The organism is Actinoplanes sp. CA-131856, assembly GCF_050956135.1.
Classification (GTDB): Bacteria; Actinomycetota; Actinomycetes; order Mycobacteriales; family Micromonosporaceae; genus Actinoplanes.
The window spans coordinates 7,737,217-7,754,590 of the sequence record NZ_CP191849.1 but is presented as its reverse complement, the minus strand read 5'-3'; the positions used below and the strand labels follow the sequence as shown (position 1 = coordinate 7,754,590).

Here is a 17,374-nt window from a genome sequence, read left to right as displayed (position 1 = left end):
CGTTGAACGGCTGCCCGATCGGACAGGTCATCCCCGGTCACATGAATTCGTCACGCCGCACCCTGCTCGTCCTCGGCTTTCTCGTCGCTCTCGGTCCGTTCACGGTCGACCTCTACATTCCGGCTTTCCCTCTGGTGCAGGACGATTTCGGCACCAGCGCCGCCGCCGTCCAATTCACGTTGACCGCTACCACCATCGGGTTCGCGCTCGGCCAGCTCGTCATCGGCCCGTGGAGCGACGGCGTCGGCCGCCGGAAACCGCTGCTGGTGGCGACAGCTCTGCACATCATCGGCAGCCTGGGCGTCGCCGTCGCGCCCACGGTCGAAGCGATGCTCGTCTTTCGGCTGCTCCAAGGCGCCGGCGCCGCGGGCAGCGGCGTCGTCGCCCTGGCCATGGTGCGCGACCTCTACGAGGGCGGCCTGTTCGTTCGGATGGCCGCGCGCCTTGCCGTGGTGACCGGTCTGGCCCCGGTCGTGGCACCATTTCTCGGCTCGCTGATGCTGCAAGCTATGTCCTGGCGCGGCCTGTTCGGCTGCATCGCGCTCTACGGACTGCTGGCGCTCGCCATCGGTGCGTCAGGCCTGCCCGAAACGGCCCCGCCATCTCACCGGCCGGACCCACCGGCTCGACGTTATCGCCTGCTGCTGACCGACCGCGGCTTCGTCGGCGCCGCTCTCGTCGGGGGCCTTCTGGTGTCCAGTGTCTTCACGTACATGAGTTCGTCATCGTTTCTCTTCCAGAACACGTACGGGCTCTCAGCGCAGTCCTACAGCGCGGTCTTCGCGGCCAACGCCGTCGGATTTGTCATCGGAGCACAGTCGACGGCACGCCTCCTGGGCAGGATCGAGCCTCGCCGGGTTCTCCGGTACGTCCTGCCCATGCTGGCCGCGCTCGGTTTCGCCCTGCTGCTCGTCGCCTTCGCCGGCGAGAACGTCGCGGTCGTGACCATCGTGACCGTCGCCTACTTCGTCCTGGCCGGGGCCGTCGGCCCGTGCCTGCAGGTGATCGGCATGGCGCCGCACGGGGAACGGGCCGGAACGGCGGCAGCGCTGATGGGTGCCGCGAACTTCGGACTGGCCGGCGCCACCGCACCCTTGGCGGGCGCGCTCGGCGTGGGTTCGATCGGGCCGATTGGGCTGGTCATGGGCCTGACCATGACGATCGCGGTGGCCTTGTTCTGGACACTGGTACGAAATCAGGTCGATGTCTCCTCTGCGCATGCCCCTACCGGCGGCTCCCGGTGGCGTCGAACGCGATGATTCAATCCCGGACGGGGCCCTCCGTGCAGCTCGGTGGGGCGCGCCAAGCCCTTGACTCTTCTTCGATTCCGTCTCTAACCTCAATTGTGTAGAACGTTGCACAAATTTTGGAGGACTTGCATGCTGGTCGCCGATCCTCGTGCCGCCACCGCCTGGCGCCGGTTCCGCGCTGAGCTCGCCGTCGACCCGCACCGAAGCGGCGATCTGCTCCGCGAGCGTGCCGACATGTCCCGCCTGACCGACCTCGAGATGATCCGCCGGGCCGGCCTCGGCCACGTCGGCCGAGACCTCTCCGTCCTGGACATCCTCACCACCCTCGTGTTCGCCGTCCTGCGCATCGACCCCGAGAAGCCCGACTGGGACGACCGTGACCGTCTGGTGCTGAGCAAGGGCCACACGGCAGGCGCGCTCTACACCACCCTCGCCGCCGCCGGCTTCTTCGGCGGCGACGAGCTGACGTCCTTCGCCGGCCCGCTCTCGGCCCTCAACGGGCACCCGAACCGGACCAAGGTGCCAGGCGTGGAAACCAACACCGGCCCACTCGGCCACGGCCTACCCGTCGGTGTCGGCATGGCCATCGCGGGACGGCTCGCCTCCTCAGACCGGCACGTGTACGTCGTACTCGGCGACGGCGAGCTGCAGGAAGGCAGCAACTGGGAAGCCGCGATGACCGCCGGACACCGCCGCCTGACCAACCTCACCGCGGTCGTCGACCGCAACCGCCTGCAACAGGGCGCCCGCACCGAGGACACCGCCGGGCTCGACCCGCTCGACGCCAAGTGGAAGGCGTTCGGCTGGGACGTAGCCGAGGTCGACGGTCACGACCATGTCGCCCTGCTCGAAGCCTTCACCGCGCCGCGTGGCGAGCGTCCGCTGTGCGTCATCGCCAACACCATCAAAGGAAAGGGTGTCTCCTTCATGGAGAACCGCGTCGAATGGCACCACAAAGTACCCAGCGCCGCGCAGCTGGAGCAGGCCGTGGCGGAGCTGACCCGATGACCGCGCCCGTCCTCTCGTCACCCGAGACCTTCGACTGTCGAGTCGCCTTCGCCGAGGAACTGGTCGCTCTGGCCCGCACCGACGAGCGGATCGTAGCGGTCTGCAACGACTCGGTCGGCTCCAGCAACCTCAGCGCCTTCGCCGCCGAGTTCCCGGACCGCCTGATCAACGTCGGCATCGCCGAGCAGGACATGGTCGGCGTCGGTGCCGGCCTCGCCCTCCTCGGCTACGTGCCGTTCGTGTGCGGCGCCTCCCCGTTTCTCACCGGCCGCGCCCTGGAACAGATCAAAGCCGACGTCGCGTACAGCCAATCGCCTGTCGTCCTGTGCGGGATGAGCCCGGGCATGGCCTACGGCGAGCTCGGACCCACCCACCACTCGATCGAAGACCTGTCCTGGTTGCGGGCGATCGCCGGGCTCGGCATCGTCGTTCCCGCCGATTTGGCCGAGACCAGCGCCGCTGTGCGCTGGGCGGCGACCGCAGCCACCCCGGTGTTCCTGCGCGTGGGCAGGTTCAAGGTCCCCTCGGTCACCGAGCAGCACCCGTTCCGTTTCGGGCACGCCACCGTCCTGCGCGACGGCACCGATGTCACCGTGATCGCGACCGGCACCATGGTCTCCCGCGCGCTGCAAGCCGCCGAAGAAGCCGCGGCCCACGGCATCTCGGTGCGGGTGGTGAACATGTCCACGATCGCGCCGCTCGACGAGGACGCAGTACGTCAGGCCGCGCGGGAGACACGTGGAATCGTCACCGTGGAAGAAGCCACTACGACCGGAGGGCTCGGCGCCGCCGTCGCCTCCATCGTTGTCAGCGAGCCGGCTCCCGTACCGATGCGCATCCTCGGCGTACACCGCGAGTTCGCCCCCACCGGCAGCACAGCGTTCCTGCTCGAACACTTCGGGCTGACCGCCGGCGACATCCGGCAGGCCGCCGCCGAGCTGGCCCGCTCCGATGCCTGACGGGCTGACTCTGGCGATCGACCAAGGCACCTCATCGACGAAATGCCTGCTGGTCTCCAGCGAAGGCGAAGTCGTAGCCTCCGGCTCCGCCCCAGTGCCCATCCGCTACCCACGGCCGGGCTGGGTCGAGCAGGACGCGACAGAGATCCTCGACAGCGTCCTCACCGCGGCCGCCCGGTGTCTCGACGGAATCGACTCGTCCGCGGTAACCGCCGTCGGGCTGAGCACCCAGCGCGAGTCCGCGCTGATCTGGGACCGGCACACCGGCGAGCCGCGGGGCCCGGTGCTGGGCTGGCAGGATCAGCGGGCGGTCGGCGTGTGCGACAAGCTGCGCGGCGACGAGGCCCGGATCCGCGCGATCAGCGGGCTGCCGCTCGACCCGATGTTCAGCGCGGCCAAGCTGCGATGGCTGCTCGACACCAACCCGGGCGCCCTGATCGGCACGATTGATTCCTGGCTTCTGTACGCCTTGACGGGCGCCCACCAGATCGAAGTCGGCAACGCGTCGCGGACCCAACTGCTGGACGTCCGGAACGGCAGCTGGAGTCCCGAACTGCTCGACCTGTTCGGCATCCCGGCGTCCGCGCTGCCCACCATCACACCGTCGAGTGGAGAGCTGGGCCGCATCGGGGATCGCGGGGGAGCCCTCGAAGGCCTCCCGATCACCGCGGTCCTCGGCGACTCGCATGCCGCCCTCTACGCCCACGGCGCCGCCGCCGACGGCGGCGTGAAAGTCACCTACGGAACCGGCTCGTCGGTCATGCGTCTCGGCGACGCTCCGCCCAGGGTGTGTCTCACGATCGCGTGGGACTCGCAGCTCGCCGCCGAGGGCAACATCCGTTCCTCCGGGGCCACCATCGCATGGCTCGCTTCGTTCCTATCCGTTACTCCATCACAGATCGGGGAGATGGCCGCGACGGCGTCCAGCGACGGCGTCTTCCTGGTGCCGGGGTTCGGCGGGCTGGCCGCGCCCTGGTGGGACGACACCGCGGTCGGCCTGATCAGCGGCCTCACCCTGGGCTCGGGCCCGGCCCAGCTGGCCCGGGCCGCCGTCGAGTCCATCGCCCATCAGGTGGCCGACGTCATCGACGCGATGGGTGGCGCCGCCGCGATCCTAGCCGACGGCGGCGCCTCGGGCAACGACATCCTCATGCAGATCCAGGCTGACCTGACCGGTCTGGTGGTGCGCCGCGCGCGTACGGCCAATCTGTCGGCCCTTGGTGTCGCCTTCTCAGCCGGCGGCTTGACGCCGGCGGTGACCTACGACGAGTTCGCCCCCTCCGCCTCCGACGCTTCGCCCGCCCGTTCCGCCTGGCGCGACGCCGTCCGCCGCGCCTTGTCCACAAAGGATTCAGCATGACCGAGTACCCCCGTTTCGGTGCCGGACTGTGGCACTTCGCCACCTACGTCGACCGTTACGCCACCGACGGCTACGGCCCGTCGCGCACCACCCTGGAAGCGATCGAGCTGGCCGGGCAGGTGGAGGACCTGTCGGTGGTCGACCTCAACTACCCGTTCACCCCCGGCGTCGGCCTCTCCGAGGTCAAGGACGCCCTGGCCGCGCAGAACCTGACCGCCATCGGCATCACCCCCGAGATCTATCTGCGCCGGTTCAGCCGCGGCTCGTTCACCAACCCCGACCCGGCCGTGCGCAAGGCCGCGCTCGACCTGATGCACGAGGCGGCCGGGATCGTGCGCGAGCTGGGCGCCGACTACGTGAAGATCTGGCCCGGCCAGGACGGCTGGGACTACCCGTTCCAGGTCGACCACCGCACCCTGTGGAAGCTGGCCGTCGACGGCATGCGCGAGCTGGCCGGCGCCCACCCCGACCTCAAGTTCGCCATCGAGTACAAGCCGCGCGAGCCCCGGGTGAAGATGACGTGGGACTCGGCCGCCCGCAGCCTGCTCGGCATCCAGGAGATCGGCCTGGACAACGTCGGCATCCTGCTCGACTTCGGCCACAGCCTGTACGGCGGCGAGTCGCCGGCCGACGCGGCTCAGCTGATCATCGACCACGGCCGCCTCTACGGCATGGACGTCAACGACAACCTGCGTGGCTGGGACGACGACCTGGTCGTCGGCACCGTGCACCTGACCGAGATCTTCGAGTTCTTCCACACCCTGCGCAAGAACAACTGGGACGGCGTGTGGCAGCTCGACCAGTTCCCGTTCCGCGAGGACTCGGTCGACGCGGCCCGCACCTCCATCGGCATCCTCAAGCGCATCTACCGCGCCCTCGACCGGCTCGACACGGTCGCTCTGGCCGAGGCGCAGGAGCGCCAGGACGCCATGGCCGCCCAGCGCATCGTCCAGAACGCCCTCTTCGGCGAGGTCAAGGATTGACGACTCGCCCTAATAGGGCAAGTCGGTCATCACCTCCCGTTTGGTAGCCCTCCCGTGGGGTGCTTTGGAAGTTTGCCGAGACGTTCACCCATGCTGGAAAGTGTCCACGGTGGGCAAGAAAGCGGGGCAGCCATCATCTGCTCTCGCCAGTCCCAGACGAGCTCGGACCGCCACGCCCGGCAGCTACGCCACCATCACCCGCGTCTGGGCCGCCGGCGACGTGCTGTCCGCGGCGCCCGCGCTGACCGCCTCGACGATCACCCGCACCAGCACGTCCAGCCTCGCGTTCACGGCGACCGCGAACGGCGCGACGGTGAGCCTCGGGCCGTTCCACGACGCGCAGGGGTTCTGCTAGCCCTCCTCAGCGGCGCCGGCGCCTGGGGCGCCTAGGTCGTCCAGGACTCCGGCAACGGCAGCGCCGACAACGTTTAGCGCATCGCCTGACCTTCGTGTTCGACTTCTCCGCCGGCCATGGCCGCACACGGTTCCAGGCCAGCCCGCGGGCCGGCCTGGAACCTACGACGCGTTCTTGTCGGTGGCAGGCAGCGAGCGGCGTAGCAGCTGCACAACGGGCTGGGTGACCACGCGGCCGCACTGCGAGCCGGCCGGACCGCGGTCGAGTACGAAGATTTCTCCATGTGGGGCTGGTCGCTCGGCGAACTGGCCGAGGCGGCAGCCCGGGTCGGTGAAAGAAACGGCAGCCGCTCAGGCCCGAGAACGCCTGTCCTCACTGACGGGAGCCACGGTGACACCCCGGGCCCTGGGCTCGCAAGCGCTGGCTGACGCGCTGGCCGGTCCGCCGGCGGAGGCCGAGGACCACTACGTGGAGGCGGTGAGTCAGTTTCGGCTGGGGCGGGTCGGACTGATGACCGCGCGGGCCCTGCTGCTCTATGGCGAATGGCTGCGCCGCGCGGAGCGCCGGGCCGAGCTGCTGGGCGCCCGGGCCGCCTTTACAGACATGGGCGCACACGCGTTCGCGGAGCGGGCCCGCCGTGAGTTGAGCGCCGCCGGCGCCCATCGAGCACCTGGACGATCCAGGCGGAGAGCTGACTTCCCAGGAAGCGCAGATCGCCAAACGCGCGGCCGCCGGCGACTCCAATCCCGAGATCGCGGCCGCGCTGTTTCTCAGCCCTCGCACCGTCGAGTGGCATCTCGGCACCAAGTTGGGGATATCGTCGCGCCGGGAATTGTCCGTCGCCCTTCGCGGACGATGGCCGCTACCGGTGATCTAACTCCTCAGGTGTTCGCCCCGGACGTTGTGGAATCGGATGACATGACCTACTCGTGGTGGGGTGTGGCCGTGGTAGACGTCCAGCCAGAAGCGTCTGAGATCTTCGGGGGTGTCGCCGGCGCGTACCTCGAGCCAGGTTCCCGCCGCGTCGGCGAATCGTAGCCAGGCCTGGGCGAAGCGTCGTTCCAAGGCGTCGCGACCCCAGTCCTGGCGTCGTTTGCGCATCTGCACCGGTGCGAAGAACACCTCGCCCGCGGCGTCCGCGTTGGGGATCTGATTGGTCAGGCCGACGGCGATGTCCCGTACGAGCAGATCGCCGAGAAGCTTTCTCAGCGCCGTGCGTGTCGTCGGCGCTCCGGACAGATCGAGATAGGCCGTCGGCACTTCCTCCAAGCTGGAGATCTCGTCGTACGACCGGACTTCGTCGTAGCAGCCGAGAGACCGGGTGAAGGCCGTGTTGCCGGGCGAGGTGAGTCCGATCAGCCGTGGTCCGCGACCGTGCAGTTCGAAGGCGGCGGCGTACGCGGTCTTGCTGGAGGCCGAGGAGATGACCACCTGCCGCGCCCCGTAACAGTCGTTGTCGACGACTTGGTCGGCCAGCATGAAGGAGGTGAAGAACAGCGGACGGAACAGGACCAGCAGGTCCTCCTGATCGTCACGATAGGCGTCGTCGTCGGCGGTGCGGCGATAGACGTTGTACGGCGAGGGCAACGCGGCGCGATGAGCACTGCCGTCACGAAACCCCGAGGAGTCGATCTGCTCAGGGCGTACCACCAGATGGCCGGCCGGCGGCAGGTAGCCGAAAACGCGCGTTCCCACCTCGACTCCGGTCGCCGCCGACTCGGCGACCTCGGCGAATCCCCACAGCGGTGGAAGCCCGTACTCCGGGCCGAGTCCGTGCGGTCCCGCCGGGAAGAACTTCCAATATTCCATCGCCTCGCCGAGCACCGCGTACGTCACGTTGTTGGCGCTCAACCCGACCCGGTCCACACGGAGCAACGCCTCACCGGATCGGATCTCGGGTGTCGGCCCGTTGACGACCGTGGTCCGGCCGAGGTCGCCACGGGCAACGGCGAACGTCCATGAATCAGCCATGGCGTGGACGCTAGATTTCCTGACCACACCACACAAGTGCACTGTAAGTGCAAAATCCCACTGCGCGTGTTCCCGCGTCCTCGGCGATACTCACACCCTGACACCCTGACACCCTGACACCCTGCGAGCGGAGGCGGACGGATGGCGATAGATCCCGACGGTGACTTTCTCACTGGCTTCCTCGCCACCGACCCCGGCAGCCCGGTCGTGATGCTCAACCTGCTTCGGTTCGCCGACGGCGGCCGACCGCTGTACCAGCAGTACGCCAGCTCGTTCGGCGCGACGATCGGCCCTCGCCATGGGGTCGAGGTCATCTACGCCGGTGACGGCGGCAGCCCTCTGGTCGCCGAATCAGGACAACAGTGGGACGCCGTCCTGCTCGTGCGTTACCCCACCCGGTATGCGTTCCGCGACATGATCATGGATCCCGACTATCAACGGATCACCCACCTGCGCCGGCAAGCCCTCGTCGAAGCTGTGCTCCAGCCGACACGTCCCTGGTGAGAACGGTCCCCAAAGGCCGTCGCAGTGCCGCCGCGCCGTTCATGCCGGAGCTGAGGTCAGTGCCGTAGGGCGGCCTCTGGGGTCACCGTACGCAGGTGGAACGCGGCAGGATGTGGTGCATGACGGTCCTCGCGTTCGACGTCAATGAGACGCTGCTCGACCTGCGGGCACTTGATCCAGGCGGTCCGCCGGTCGTGGGGTCGTTCCTCCCGCACGACGAGGCCCTTGCGGACCAGCCGCTGGCACATCCGGACCGCGGTCGAGGAGGTGACGGTGAGTTCGTTGGCCAGGTCGACGATCCTTTGCGGTCCTTGCGACACCAGGACCACGAGCGTCCGGAACTGTGGAAGCGTCACGTCCTCGTCGAGGCCGCTCAGCGAGCGGGCCGTCTCGGCGACGAAGGCGCGGCTGAGCGCCAGCAAGGCGCCGACCACCTCGTCCTCTCCCGGCGACAGGGTCGTCTCAGATGTCACGCGCCTACTCTGGCACGCCGCGTGACCTTCGCCGACGCGCGCCCCGCCCCCGGTCCTCCGCCGCCATCGGCCGGCGATCAGCCGGTGAGGTCGCGCCGCCGAAGGGAAGCCAGGCCGGCCGCCGTGAGCAGCACGCTCACCGCCACCATCACGGCCGCGGCGGTGAAGTCCGCCGATTCCAGCGGCACGGGAGCGAGGTGGGCGAACGGCGACAGCGACCGCAGCCAGCCGGGGGCATCGGCGCTGTCGGCCAGAACCAGCAGCAGGAACCCGCCGGTGGTCGGCAGCGGGCCGGCATGGATCACGGCGCGGGGAGCGAATCCGGTGGCGAGCACCGCGGCGCCCAGGCTGAGCAGGGCGACGGGCAGGGTGTTGACGGTGCCGCTGAGCGCGGCGCCGATGGTGATGCCGCCTCCGGCGACGGCGACACCGGCCCAGGTCGCGAGGGCGGCCAGGACGGTCAACGCCAGCATGCCGACGGCGGTCGCGGCCGTCTCGGCGCCGAGCAGGCGTACGCGGGTCACCGGTTGGGCCGCCAGCAGGGTGAGACGCCGATCGGACTCGGCCGCGATGAACGCGTGCAGCCGCACGGCGGCGAACCCGCCGATCGGCAGCGCGAGAAGCGCGAAAATCGCGGCGGTGAAGCCGGAAACCTGATCGAGGCGGCTGAACCCGGCCTGCCCGGCCGCGTCGGTGAATGCCCGGTTCTGCGCCATGAACTCGGTGACGGTGACCGCGGTCAAGCCGATGAGCAGGAAGTACGCCACGACACCGGCGGCCCAGCCACTCAGTGGGAGCAGCAGCCGTCGTACGGCGAAAGCCTCCACACTGCTCAGCAGGCCTCCGCTGCGCTGCCGATTCGTACGGCCGGCGATGATGCCGTCCCCGGCGTCGCGGCGCCCCGCGAGGCGCACGGCGGCCACGGCGAGTACCGCTGTCGCGGCCGTCAGCACCAGCAGCGGCGGGAACCGGTTGGCGCCGTACGGCGCACTGATCTCAAGCAAGCCGAGCGGCGACACCCAGCGCAACCACGCGAGTGGGGCAACCCCGTCACCGGCCATCCGCAGGAGCAGCGAAATGCCCAGAACCGCCACGGCCGTCCCGGTCGCGGTGGTCCTCGACGGGAACAACTGGGCGGTCACGGCCGCCGTCGCGACGCTGAACAGGCCGATCGCGGCGAGGCCGGCGCCGTGCACCAGCCCACCGGCCGGCCGGTCGGTGGTGAGCAGCAGAGCCGCCGCGACCGCCATACCGGTACCCGTCACGACCGTGCCGACGACCGCGAGGTGTCGCAGCGTCACGGCTCGGAGGCCGACCGGGCCGGCCAGCAGCAGATCCCACTGCCGTGCCTGTTCGGCGCCCCGGGTGATGCGGGTCGTGGTGAGCATCGCCCAGGTGCTCAGCAGGATCGCGACGACCGTGCCCACGCGCCAGACGGTGAAGCCGCCGGCGTGATCGAGCGCCACCGGTTCGCCGAACAGCGTCCGGATCGCCGGGTTGCCCGCGATCTTCGCCAAGCCGGCCGCCGCCGCGGGGTCGGCCACGACCTCGGCGAAACTGGCCGCGACAAGTGCGGTCATCCCGGCCGAGACGGTGAGAACGATCGGCCCTCCCGGGCGGACCTGCCGGACCGCGAGCCGGGTGAGCGCCCGGCCGGGCGGTGCGGTGGCGGTCATCGCCCCGCTCCCTGCTCGTAGTAGTCGAGGAAGATCTCTTCGAGGCTGGGTTCGCGGACGGTCAAGGCGGTGATCTCGGCGGCCGCGAGCGCCCGCAACGCCGGAGCGGGCGGCCCGCTGAGCGTGAATCGTAGGCCGGTGTCACCGTTGGACTCGACCGGGCCGACGCCGTCCACTCCGGTCAGCACCGGAGGTGTCCCGGTGAAGGCCACTGTGAGCTCGCGGCGGTGCAGGGCCCGCAGGCCGGCGACCGCGGCGATCTCGGCGAGGCGGCCGGCGCGGAGAATGCCGATGCGGTCGCAGACGGCTTCCACTTCGGTCAGCTGATGCGAGCTCAGAAACACCGCTTGGCCGCGGTCGCGTGCCTCCCGGACGGCGCGACGGAACTCGCGCTCCATCAGGGGGTCGAGCCCGCTGGTCGGCTCGTCGAGCACCAGCAGCGGGGCCCGGGTGGCGAACGCGGCGATCAGGGCGACCTTCTGCCGGTTGCCGGTCGAATAGGCCCGCGCCGGCTTCGACGGGTCGAGATCGAAACGTTCGACCAGTTGATCACGGTAGGCACGGTCGACGCCCGGGCCGGTCGCGGCGAGCAGGTCCAGATGTTCGCCGCCGGTCAGCCGTGGCCACAACGCGACGTCGGCGGGAACGTAGGCCAGCGTCCGGTGCGCTCGGCGCACGTCGGCGGCGTCGATGCCGAACACGAGGGTACGGCCGCTGGTGGGGCGGGCCAGGCCGAGAAGCATGCGGATCGTGGTGGACTTGCCGGCCCCGTTGGGGCCGAGAAAGCCGAATACCTCGCCGGCCGCGACCTCGAAGCTCAGGTCGTCGACGGCGGTCAGTCGGCGGAAACGTTTGGTCAGGTGTTCGGCGCGCAGCGCGGCAGCGTCCATGGCGGGCGGCCTCTCTGGTCGTAGCAGATCATGACCGCCGACCAGACTTCCCGGCACACCTGGTCTCACCGTACTCCGTCCGGTCATCCCGCAACAGAGAGTTCTAGCGCGTGCCGCCCACCCGGCGGCTCCGGCGGCAGCGAACACTGCTGCGGCACGACGGGCCGGGGGCGGTCACCGGGCTCCCGCGCGATGCATGAGTGATAGAGGTCGACCACCCTTGAAGGCAGCTCGCCGCTGTCGGGAAGCTCGGGGACCAGGGCGCACGCCCGCGCGACGAGCACCTGTTCGACCGTCTTGCCGGGTCAGCACGGGCCGCCGGCGAGGCAAGCGCGGAACACCAGACCCAGCGCCTAGACATCCGCGGCGTGGCCGACCGGTTGCCCCCGGAGCTGTATGTTCACCCCGGCCTCGCGGCGGAGCTCAGTGCCGGCACGGCAGCATTCGCGCACGCGGGCGTGACACGCTCTTATTGAGACACGCCGTTGGCGCCCGAACCGCGCTTGAACCACCTTCGCGTGAGGCCCAGTGCGACGCCGTATGCCGGCAGTACGGCGAAGACCAGATGCCCCGGCGTCGCATCCAATGTGTAAATCGCAACGGTCAGCGCCAGCGCATAGGCGACGCCGACGCCGACGAGAACCCACCATATGACCCGCGATCGATCCACGCAGCCGAGTGTAAGGCGCGCCCGCCTACAACCCACTGCGGATCCGAAGCCGCAGAACGCGAGATGTCATGAAACTGTCATGTCTCTGCCGTACCACAGCGGTATCCGGGCTCGATGATCAAGTTTCGATCGGTGAAGGGCGGCGGAGACGTGACAGTGGTGATGGCCGCGACGGGCGGCGACGTGCTGATGGCCTGCGACGCCTGCGGCATCCGCACCACCGTTGACGGATGCGGCATGCATGAGACCGACGTCGTCTACGTCGCGGTCACCGCGGCCGGCTGGACCGGCTCGCCGTTCGCCCGGGGGTGGTACCGGTGCCCGGACTGCGGCCCGGCCGTGCGGACTGGATCCATCCCGCGTCCGCGGCAGGCCGCCGCCGGCGACGCCGGTCGTGGGCTGTCGATGGCGATCACCCCGTCGGTGGCCGTGGTGCGGGTCGCGGGTGACGTGGGCGCGGACGTGGCGCCGGCCTTGCGGCGGGTACTGGACGACGCGGTGGCCCGGCGCTCGCACGTCGTCGTCGACCTGGCCCGGGCCGGGGCGATGGCGCCGACCGGGGTGGGCACGTTGGTGCGGGCCCGCAACGACGCGCGGGGACGCGGTGGCGACCTGGTGCTCGTCGCGCCGCCCCGGGTCGAGCGGGAGAGGCCGCTGAGCGCGCTGTTCCGCTCGTTCGGCACCGTGCCGCAGGCCATCGCGGCGGCGAGTGCCCAGCCGAGGTCGATGACCGCGTAACAGAGGGGCCGGCACTGTGCGGCCGGCATGAACTGCACCTACCCAAGCGGGTCATCCGTCGGCGGCCTTCGTCAGGGCGGCGTTGTGGTCGGGGAAGATGCGGAAGGCCGTGTCGAGCTTCATGGTGTGCAGCACGGTCCGGACGAAACGGGACGGGGCGACCAGGTCGAAAATCGTCCAGCCGAGCGCGGCGACCAGCGGCCACACGAAGTCGCTGTCGTACGGCGACGCGCTGCCGGTGTCCTCGGTGCCGCACCCGTCGCAGATCAGCAGGGCGGTGCTGCCGCCCGTGGGAACGACGGTCATCGGGGCCCGCCCACTCCGTCGCCGCGCGGCGCGGCGGTCGCCGCGACCACCGCCACGCCGTGCAGCTCTGCTACACCGCGCCGTCACCGTCGCTGCTCTCTATCCTGTCCGAGCTGCGAGCCGAGGACCTGTTGGCGGCGGTCGACCCGCCGTCACCCATGGCCACCGGGCGGACGGCCCGCCGATCGACCTTCAGCCTCCCGAGGCCCCATCGTCTCGCTCTGGGCTTCGCCGCGGACGGTTCCTGAGCCTCAGGTGGCTACGGCCGTGACGGCCTGGTCGACGGCGGCGACGACCTCGTCGAGCGAGCCGTCGACGCGAACGCCGTTGAGGAAGAAGGTCGGTGTGCCGTCGGCGCCGCTGTCGCGGGCGCTGCGCACGTCGGCGTCGACCTGGGCGGCGACGATCGCGGTGTCGCGATCGACGGTGAAGCGGGGCACGTCGAGCCCGGCCGCGCGGGCGGCCTCGGTGATCGCCTCGTCGTCGAGGATCTCCGCCGTGAGCAGCCGGTCGTGCATCGGCCAGAACGCGCCCTGGGCGGCGGCGGCTTCGGCGGCCTGGGCGGCGCGACGTGCGTACGGGTGGACCTCGTCCAGAGGCAGATGCCGCCACACGAAGCGCAGCCGGTCCGGATGACGGGCGAGCAGAGCGGCCACGGCGGGGGCGGCCTCGCGGCAGAACGGGCACTCGTAGTCGCCGAACTGCACCAGCTCGACCGGAGCCGTGGCCGGTCCACGGCTGTGCTCGCCGGAGGACTCGACCGGCGGCCGCAGGGTGGTGATGTCGCTCGCGGAGCCGCGGCGGCCGGTGACACGGAACAGCAGCCAGCCGAGCGCGGTCGCGGCGACGGCGGCGGCCAGGATGCCGATCTTCGCCTCGTCGCGTGCCTGTTCGTCGGTGAGGGCGAGTTCGGCGATGAACAGCGACACGGTGAAGCCGATTCCGGCCACCGCACCCACAGAAAAGACTTGTGGCAGGTGTACGCCTGTAGGCAGCCGGCCGAGTCCCGTACGGACGACGATGGCCGACGCGCCCCAGATGCCCAAGGTCTTGCCGGCAACCAGCCCGGCGAAGACCCCGAGGGTGATCGGCGAGGTGACCGCCCGTGACAGCACCTCGCCGTCGAGCGGCACGCCGGCGTTGGCCAGCGCGAACAGGGGCACGATGACGAAGCTGCTCCAGGGGCGCAGCAGGTACTGGATGCGGTCGTTGGCCGACACCGAGCCCTGAGCCGCGATGGACAGCGTGCGTGCGGCCTCGGGCCCCGGTTCCCGGCGGAACTTGCGCAGGATGCGGTCGAGCCGGTCGAGGTCGGCCGTACGGGCCAGGAACGCCGGGGTGAGCAGCCCGAACACGACCCCGACGATGGTCGGGTGCAGACCGGACTCGACGGTGGCCACCCAGAGCGCGGCACCGACCACGAAATACGGTGTGGCCCGCCAGACCCCGGCGGCGCGTAAAGCCAGCACGACACCGAGCAGAGCCGCGGCGAGCAGCAACGGGATGCGGTGGACGGCCTCGGTGTAGACGACCGCGATGACCGCGATCGCGCCGATGTCGTCGACGACGGCGAGAGTGAGCAGAAAGACCCGGACGTTGGCCGGGCAGCGCGGGCCGACCAATGCCAGCACGCCGAGGGCGAAGGCGATGTCGGTGGCCATCGCCATGCCCCACGCGTGCTGGGCGGCGGTGCCCGCGGTGAGCACGGCGAAGATGACCGCGGGCAGCACCATGCCGCCGACGGCGGCCACGATCGGCACGGTGGCGGCCCGCCGGTCGCGCAGGTCACCGAAACTCAGCTCGCGGCGGATCTCCATCCCGGCGAGCAGGAAGAAGAACACCATCAGACCGTCGTTGATCCAGTGGCGCAGATCCTCGGTGATGGCGGCGCCGCCCACGCCCAGGGTGGCCTCGGTGTGCCACAGCGACTCGTAGCTGTCGCCGGGAAGGTTGGCCCACACCAGAGCGATCACGGTGGCGGCGAGCAGGGCGGCCGCGCCCCGCGTCTCGGTCGTCAGGACAGTGCGGATCCGCCGGTCGAGGCGAAGCGTGCGGTCGGTGCGGGGCGCCTGCCCGCCCTCGGAGATGCGGCGCATCATCTCGGCAACACTCATCGCTGCGGCCTCCGGTCGCGGGACATGGCAAATGACCGCCGACCAGGCTTCCCGGCACACCTGCCAGCACCGTACTGGATCACCAGCGACGGGCAGAAGCCCTCGGCGACTGTCAGCGTGATCGCAGCACGGACCGTAGTTGTCATGAAACCGTCATGCAGTCGCGCGGTGGCCGCCACGGAACGCCGACAAGGTGGTGCGAGCCGGCGCACAGCAGGAGGGACGACGTCGATGCACCCGTTCACCAGCCCCGGCGACGGCGGCGACAACATCGACATCGCGGCCCTGATCGCCCGCTTGGAGGCCGACGAGACGCTGGCCGACCTCACCGCACGGGCGTTGTCCGCCGACCCGAAAGTGTGCGGCCACTACCTGGAGATCGTCGTGCAGAACGGCGTGGTCATCCTTCAGGGCGAGCTCGATTCGGACGACGCCCGCGAGGCGGCGCGGCAACGGGCCTGGACGGTCCCGGGTGTGTACGACGTCTGCCAAATGATCACTACGCCGCAGTGCGGGCCCGCCTCGCACCAGCGGGCGACCTCCGAAGATCACGACTGACCCTCCTGATGGTGGCCGTCGCATGGGGGCCCGCTTGGTACGAGGTGTTGCGCCGGACGGTACGCCCGAACCGCGCCCCTCAGGGCGAACCGCGACCCGGGCCGTAGCTGGACAGGCGGCCGGCGATGCCGGCCAGCACCACGGCCACGGCGCCGCACGGCAGCACCACGAGCAGCCCGACGCCGCCGAGGCGGGGCAGCAGTATCAGCCAGAGCGCCACCGAGATCACCGCGGCCAGCGCGGCCATGATGCCGAGCAGCGTCGCCAGGGCTCCGATTCGCCGATCGTTCCGTTCGTCGTCGAGGTGGGCGACGAGCTCGTCGAACGGGTCCGGCCGCTCCAGAATGGCCGTCACGTCGGCCGTCCGGGCCAGCTCGAGCCGGTTGCAGATGTCGGTCACACCGGGCGTCGACCGGGCCAGATCGGCGACGGCCGTCCGGGCGCCGGAGGAGCTGACCACGCCGGACAGGTTGACGACACGGTTCTGGACGTGCACGGTGACGCGTTCGCCGTCGAGCTGGGGTTCTCTGATGATCCGCTCGATGACGTCGCAGGTGAGCCGCACGTCGGGGCCGCTGGACGGCGGGCCCGGCCGGGACGACCACCCGTCGTCGGGAGGGAAGGGCCACACGATGTCTCTCCGTATCCGCCGGTGCGCACCTGGACCCGTACAGCCTGACGGTGATTCGTGGAGGCTGTTCCGCGACGATGTGACACTTTCATGACGAAGCGTGCCGAGATCAGGAGTGCCCGGGACCGACTGTCATGACAACTGCGTGACAAGACCGCCGAACGCCTGCGACGGCGTGGGAATGCCGCGTCGCCGGGGCATCATGCGGAGATGAGCGCGGCCGTCGCGGTCGCGGCCCTCACCGTCGCTCTCACTGTGCCCACCGCGGCGCGGGCCGATCCCGGATTGCCGACGCAGCTCAACGCGGCCGACATGACGCTGCTCAACGGGGTGCGCCAGGCCGGGCTGTGGGAGATCCCGGCCGGTCAGATGGCGGCTGAGAAGGGCAGCAGCGCGAAGGTGCGCCAGGTCGGCACGATGATCGCCCAGCAACACGTGGACCTCGACCAGCTCGTCGTCGACGCCGCGAACAAGCTCGGGGCCGGCATCCCGTCGACGCCGACGGCGCAGCAGCAGGGCTGGCTGGGCGAGATGCAGAAGAACAAGGGAATCCAGTTCGACCAGATCTTCGTCACCCGGCTACGGGCGGCCCACGGAAAGATCTTTCCGGTGATCGGCGCGGTGCGCTCCTCGACCCGTGATCCGGTCGTGCGTGGCCTGGCCGACCGGGCCAACATCTTCGTGATGAACCACATGAAGATGTTGGAGAGCACCGGCCTGGTGCAGTACGAGAAGCTGCCGCCGGCTGCGATGCCGCCGGCCGAGGACGTCTCCGGGCTGGGTATCGCGGCGGCCAACGCCGGCGTGTCCGGGCCGGTGAGCGGAACCGTGTTGTGGACGCTGTTGGCCGGCGCCGTCGGGCTGGCCGGGCTCACCGTGTTCCGGCTCCTGCGCGCACGACAATGAAAGATGTAACAGTGCACTTTAA

Annotated in this window: 19 protein-coding genes; 11 read left to right on the top strand and 8 right to left on the bottom strand. The window is 70.1% G+C overall.

Annotated features, from left to right (window positions below):
- The first annotated feature begins 41 nt into the window (after window positions 1–41).
- From ACQP2X_RS35495 to ACQP2X_RS35465, 7 genes are all read left to right on the top strand, one after another.
- Entirely contained in the window at window positions 42–1,259 is a 1,218-nt protein-coding gene (locus ACQP2X_RS35495; RefSeq protein WP_498689421.1) for a multidrug effflux MFS transporter, read from the top strand.
- Between the two features lie 120 nt (window positions 1,260–1,379).
- The gene (locus ACQP2X_RS35490; protein ID WP_498689419.1) at window positions 1,380–2,258 is read left to right on the top strand and encodes a transketolase; all 879 of its coding nucleotides are present in this window, start codon (window positions 1,380–1,382) and stop codon (window positions 2,256–2,258) included.
- Entirely contained in the window at window positions 2,255–3,217 is a 963-nt protein-coding gene (locus tag ACQP2X_RS35485) for a transketolase family protein (protein ID WP_498689416.1), read from the top strand. Before ACQP2X_RS35490 ends, ACQP2X_RS35485 begins: the two co-directional genes overlap by 4 nt.
- Window positions 3,210–4,577, top strand: a complete 1,368-nt coding sequence (locus ACQP2X_RS35480) for an FGGY family carbohydrate kinase (RefSeq protein WP_498689413.1) — start codon at window positions 3,210–3,212, stop codon at window positions 4,575–4,577. Before ACQP2X_RS35485 ends, ACQP2X_RS35480 begins: the two co-directional genes overlap by 8 nt.
- Window positions 4,574–5,560 (top strand): sugar phosphate isomerase/epimerase family protein, encoded by a 987-nt coding sequence (locus ACQP2X_RS35475; protein ID WP_498689412.1) that lies wholly within the window; start codon window positions 4,574–4,576, stop codon window positions 5,558–5,560. Before ACQP2X_RS35480 ends, ACQP2X_RS35475 begins: the two co-directional genes overlap by 4 nt.
- 109 nt (window positions 5,561–5,669) lie before the next feature.
- Entirely contained in the window at window positions 5,670–5,915 is a 246-nt protein-coding gene (locus ACQP2X_RS35470) for a hypothetical protein (RefSeq protein ID WP_498689411.1), read from the top strand.
- A gap of 661 nt (window positions 5,916–6,576) precedes the next feature.
- The gene (locus ACQP2X_RS35465; RefSeq protein ID WP_498701112.1) at window positions 6,577–6,792 is read left to right on the top strand and encodes a helix-turn-helix domain-containing protein; all 216 of its coding nucleotides are present in this window, start codon (window positions 6,577–6,579) and stop codon (window positions 6,790–6,792) included.
- On the opposite strand, the gene ACQP2X_RS35460 is transcribed toward ACQP2X_RS35465, so the two are convergent.
- Window positions 6,789–7,886, bottom strand: a complete 1,098-nt coding sequence (locus ACQP2X_RS35460) for a DUF2855 family protein (RefSeq protein ID WP_498689410.1) — start codon at window positions 7,884–7,886, stop codon at window positions 6,789–6,791. The genes ACQP2X_RS35465 and ACQP2X_RS35460 overlap by 4 nt on opposite strands.
- A 141-nt stretch (window positions 7,887–8,027) precedes the next feature.
- Between ACQP2X_RS35460 and ACQP2X_RS35455 the strand changes: the two genes are divergently transcribed.
- Window positions 8,028–8,390 carry a DUF1330 domain-containing protein gene (locus tag ACQP2X_RS35455; RefSeq protein WP_498689409.1) on the top strand — a complete coding sequence of 121 codons (363 nt, stop codon included), beginning with the start codon at window positions 8,028–8,030 and terminating at the stop codon, window positions 8,388–8,390.
- A gap of 56 nt (window positions 8,391–8,446) precedes the next feature.
- Here ACQP2X_RS35455 and ACQP2X_RS35450 read toward each other — a convergent pair whose 3' ends face one another.
- The 4 genes from ACQP2X_RS35450 to ACQP2X_RS35435 form a co-directional block, all read right to left on the bottom strand.
- Window positions 8,447–8,863 (bottom strand): MarR family winged helix-turn-helix transcriptional regulator, encoded by a 417-nt coding sequence (locus tag ACQP2X_RS35450; protein WP_498689407.1) that lies wholly within the window; start codon window positions 8,861–8,863, stop codon window positions 8,447–8,449.
- 77 nt (window positions 8,864–8,940) lie between these two features.
- Window positions 8,941–10,539 carry an efflux permease Rv1217c-related protein gene (locus ACQP2X_RS35445; protein WP_498689406.1) on the bottom strand — a complete coding sequence of 533 codons (1,599 nt, stop codon included), beginning with the start codon at window positions 10,537–10,539 and terminating at the stop codon, window positions 8,941–8,943.
- Window positions 10,536–11,429: an ABC transporter ATP-binding protein gene (locus ACQP2X_RS35440; RefSeq protein ID WP_498689405.1), complete on the bottom strand. Its 894-nt coding sequence runs from the start codon at window positions 11,427–11,429 to the stop codon at window positions 10,536–10,538. Before ACQP2X_RS35440 ends, ACQP2X_RS35445 begins: the two co-directional genes overlap by 4 nt.
- Window positions 11,430–11,898: 469 nt before the next feature.
- Entirely contained in the window at window positions 11,899–12,099 is a 201-nt protein-coding gene (locus ACQP2X_RS35435; RefSeq protein WP_498689404.1) for a hypothetical protein, read from the bottom strand.
- A 114-nt stretch (window positions 12,100–12,213) separates the two neighbouring features.
- On the opposite strand from ACQP2X_RS35435, the gene ACQP2X_RS35430 reads away from it, so the two are divergent.
- Window positions 12,214–12,837 carry an STAS domain-containing protein gene (locus ACQP2X_RS35430; protein WP_498689402.1) on the top strand — a complete coding sequence of 208 codons (624 nt, stop codon included), beginning with the start codon at window positions 12,214–12,216 and terminating at the stop codon, window positions 12,835–12,837.
- Between the two features lie 51 nt (window positions 12,838–12,888).
- Here ACQP2X_RS35430 and ACQP2X_RS35425 read toward each other — a convergent pair whose 3' ends face one another.
- Both ACQP2X_RS35425 and nhaA read right to left on the bottom strand, forming a co-directional pair.
- A complete protein-coding gene (locus ACQP2X_RS35425) occupies window positions 12,889–13,143 on the bottom strand; it encodes a hypothetical protein (RefSeq protein WP_498689401.1) in 255 nt (84 codons plus the stop codon).
- Between the two features lie 251 nt (window positions 13,144–13,394).
- Window positions 13,395–15,257, bottom strand: a complete 1,863-nt coding sequence (gene nhaA, locus ACQP2X_RS35420) for a Na+/H+ antiporter NhaA (RefSeq protein WP_498689400.1) — start codon at window positions 15,255–15,257, stop codon at window positions 13,395–13,397.
- A 231-nt stretch (window positions 15,258–15,488) separates the two neighbouring features.
- Here nhaA and ACQP2X_RS35415 point away from each other — a divergent pair, with 231 nt between their 5' ends.
- Complete coding sequence (locus ACQP2X_RS35415) at window positions 15,489–15,815, top strand: BON domain-containing protein (protein ID WP_498689398.1); 327 nt, start codon at window positions 15,489–15,491, stop codon at window positions 15,813–15,815.
- Window positions 15,816–15,894: 79 nt separating this feature from the next.
- Here ACQP2X_RS35415 and ACQP2X_RS35410 read toward each other — a convergent pair whose 3' ends face one another.
- On the bottom strand, window positions 15,895–16,446 hold the full coding sequence (locus tag ACQP2X_RS35410) for a BON domain-containing protein (protein ID WP_498689397.1): 552 nt from the start codon (window positions 16,444–16,446) through the stop codon (window positions 15,895–15,897).
- Window positions 16,447–16,656: 210 nt separating this feature from the next.
- Here ACQP2X_RS35410 and ACQP2X_RS35405 point away from each other — a divergent pair, with 210 nt between their 5' ends.
- Window positions 16,657–17,352 (top strand): DUF4142 domain-containing protein, encoded by a 696-nt coding sequence (locus ACQP2X_RS35405; RefSeq protein WP_498689396.1) that lies wholly within the window; start codon window positions 16,657–16,659, stop codon window positions 17,350–17,352.
- Window positions 17,353–17,374 lie beyond the last annotated feature (22 nt).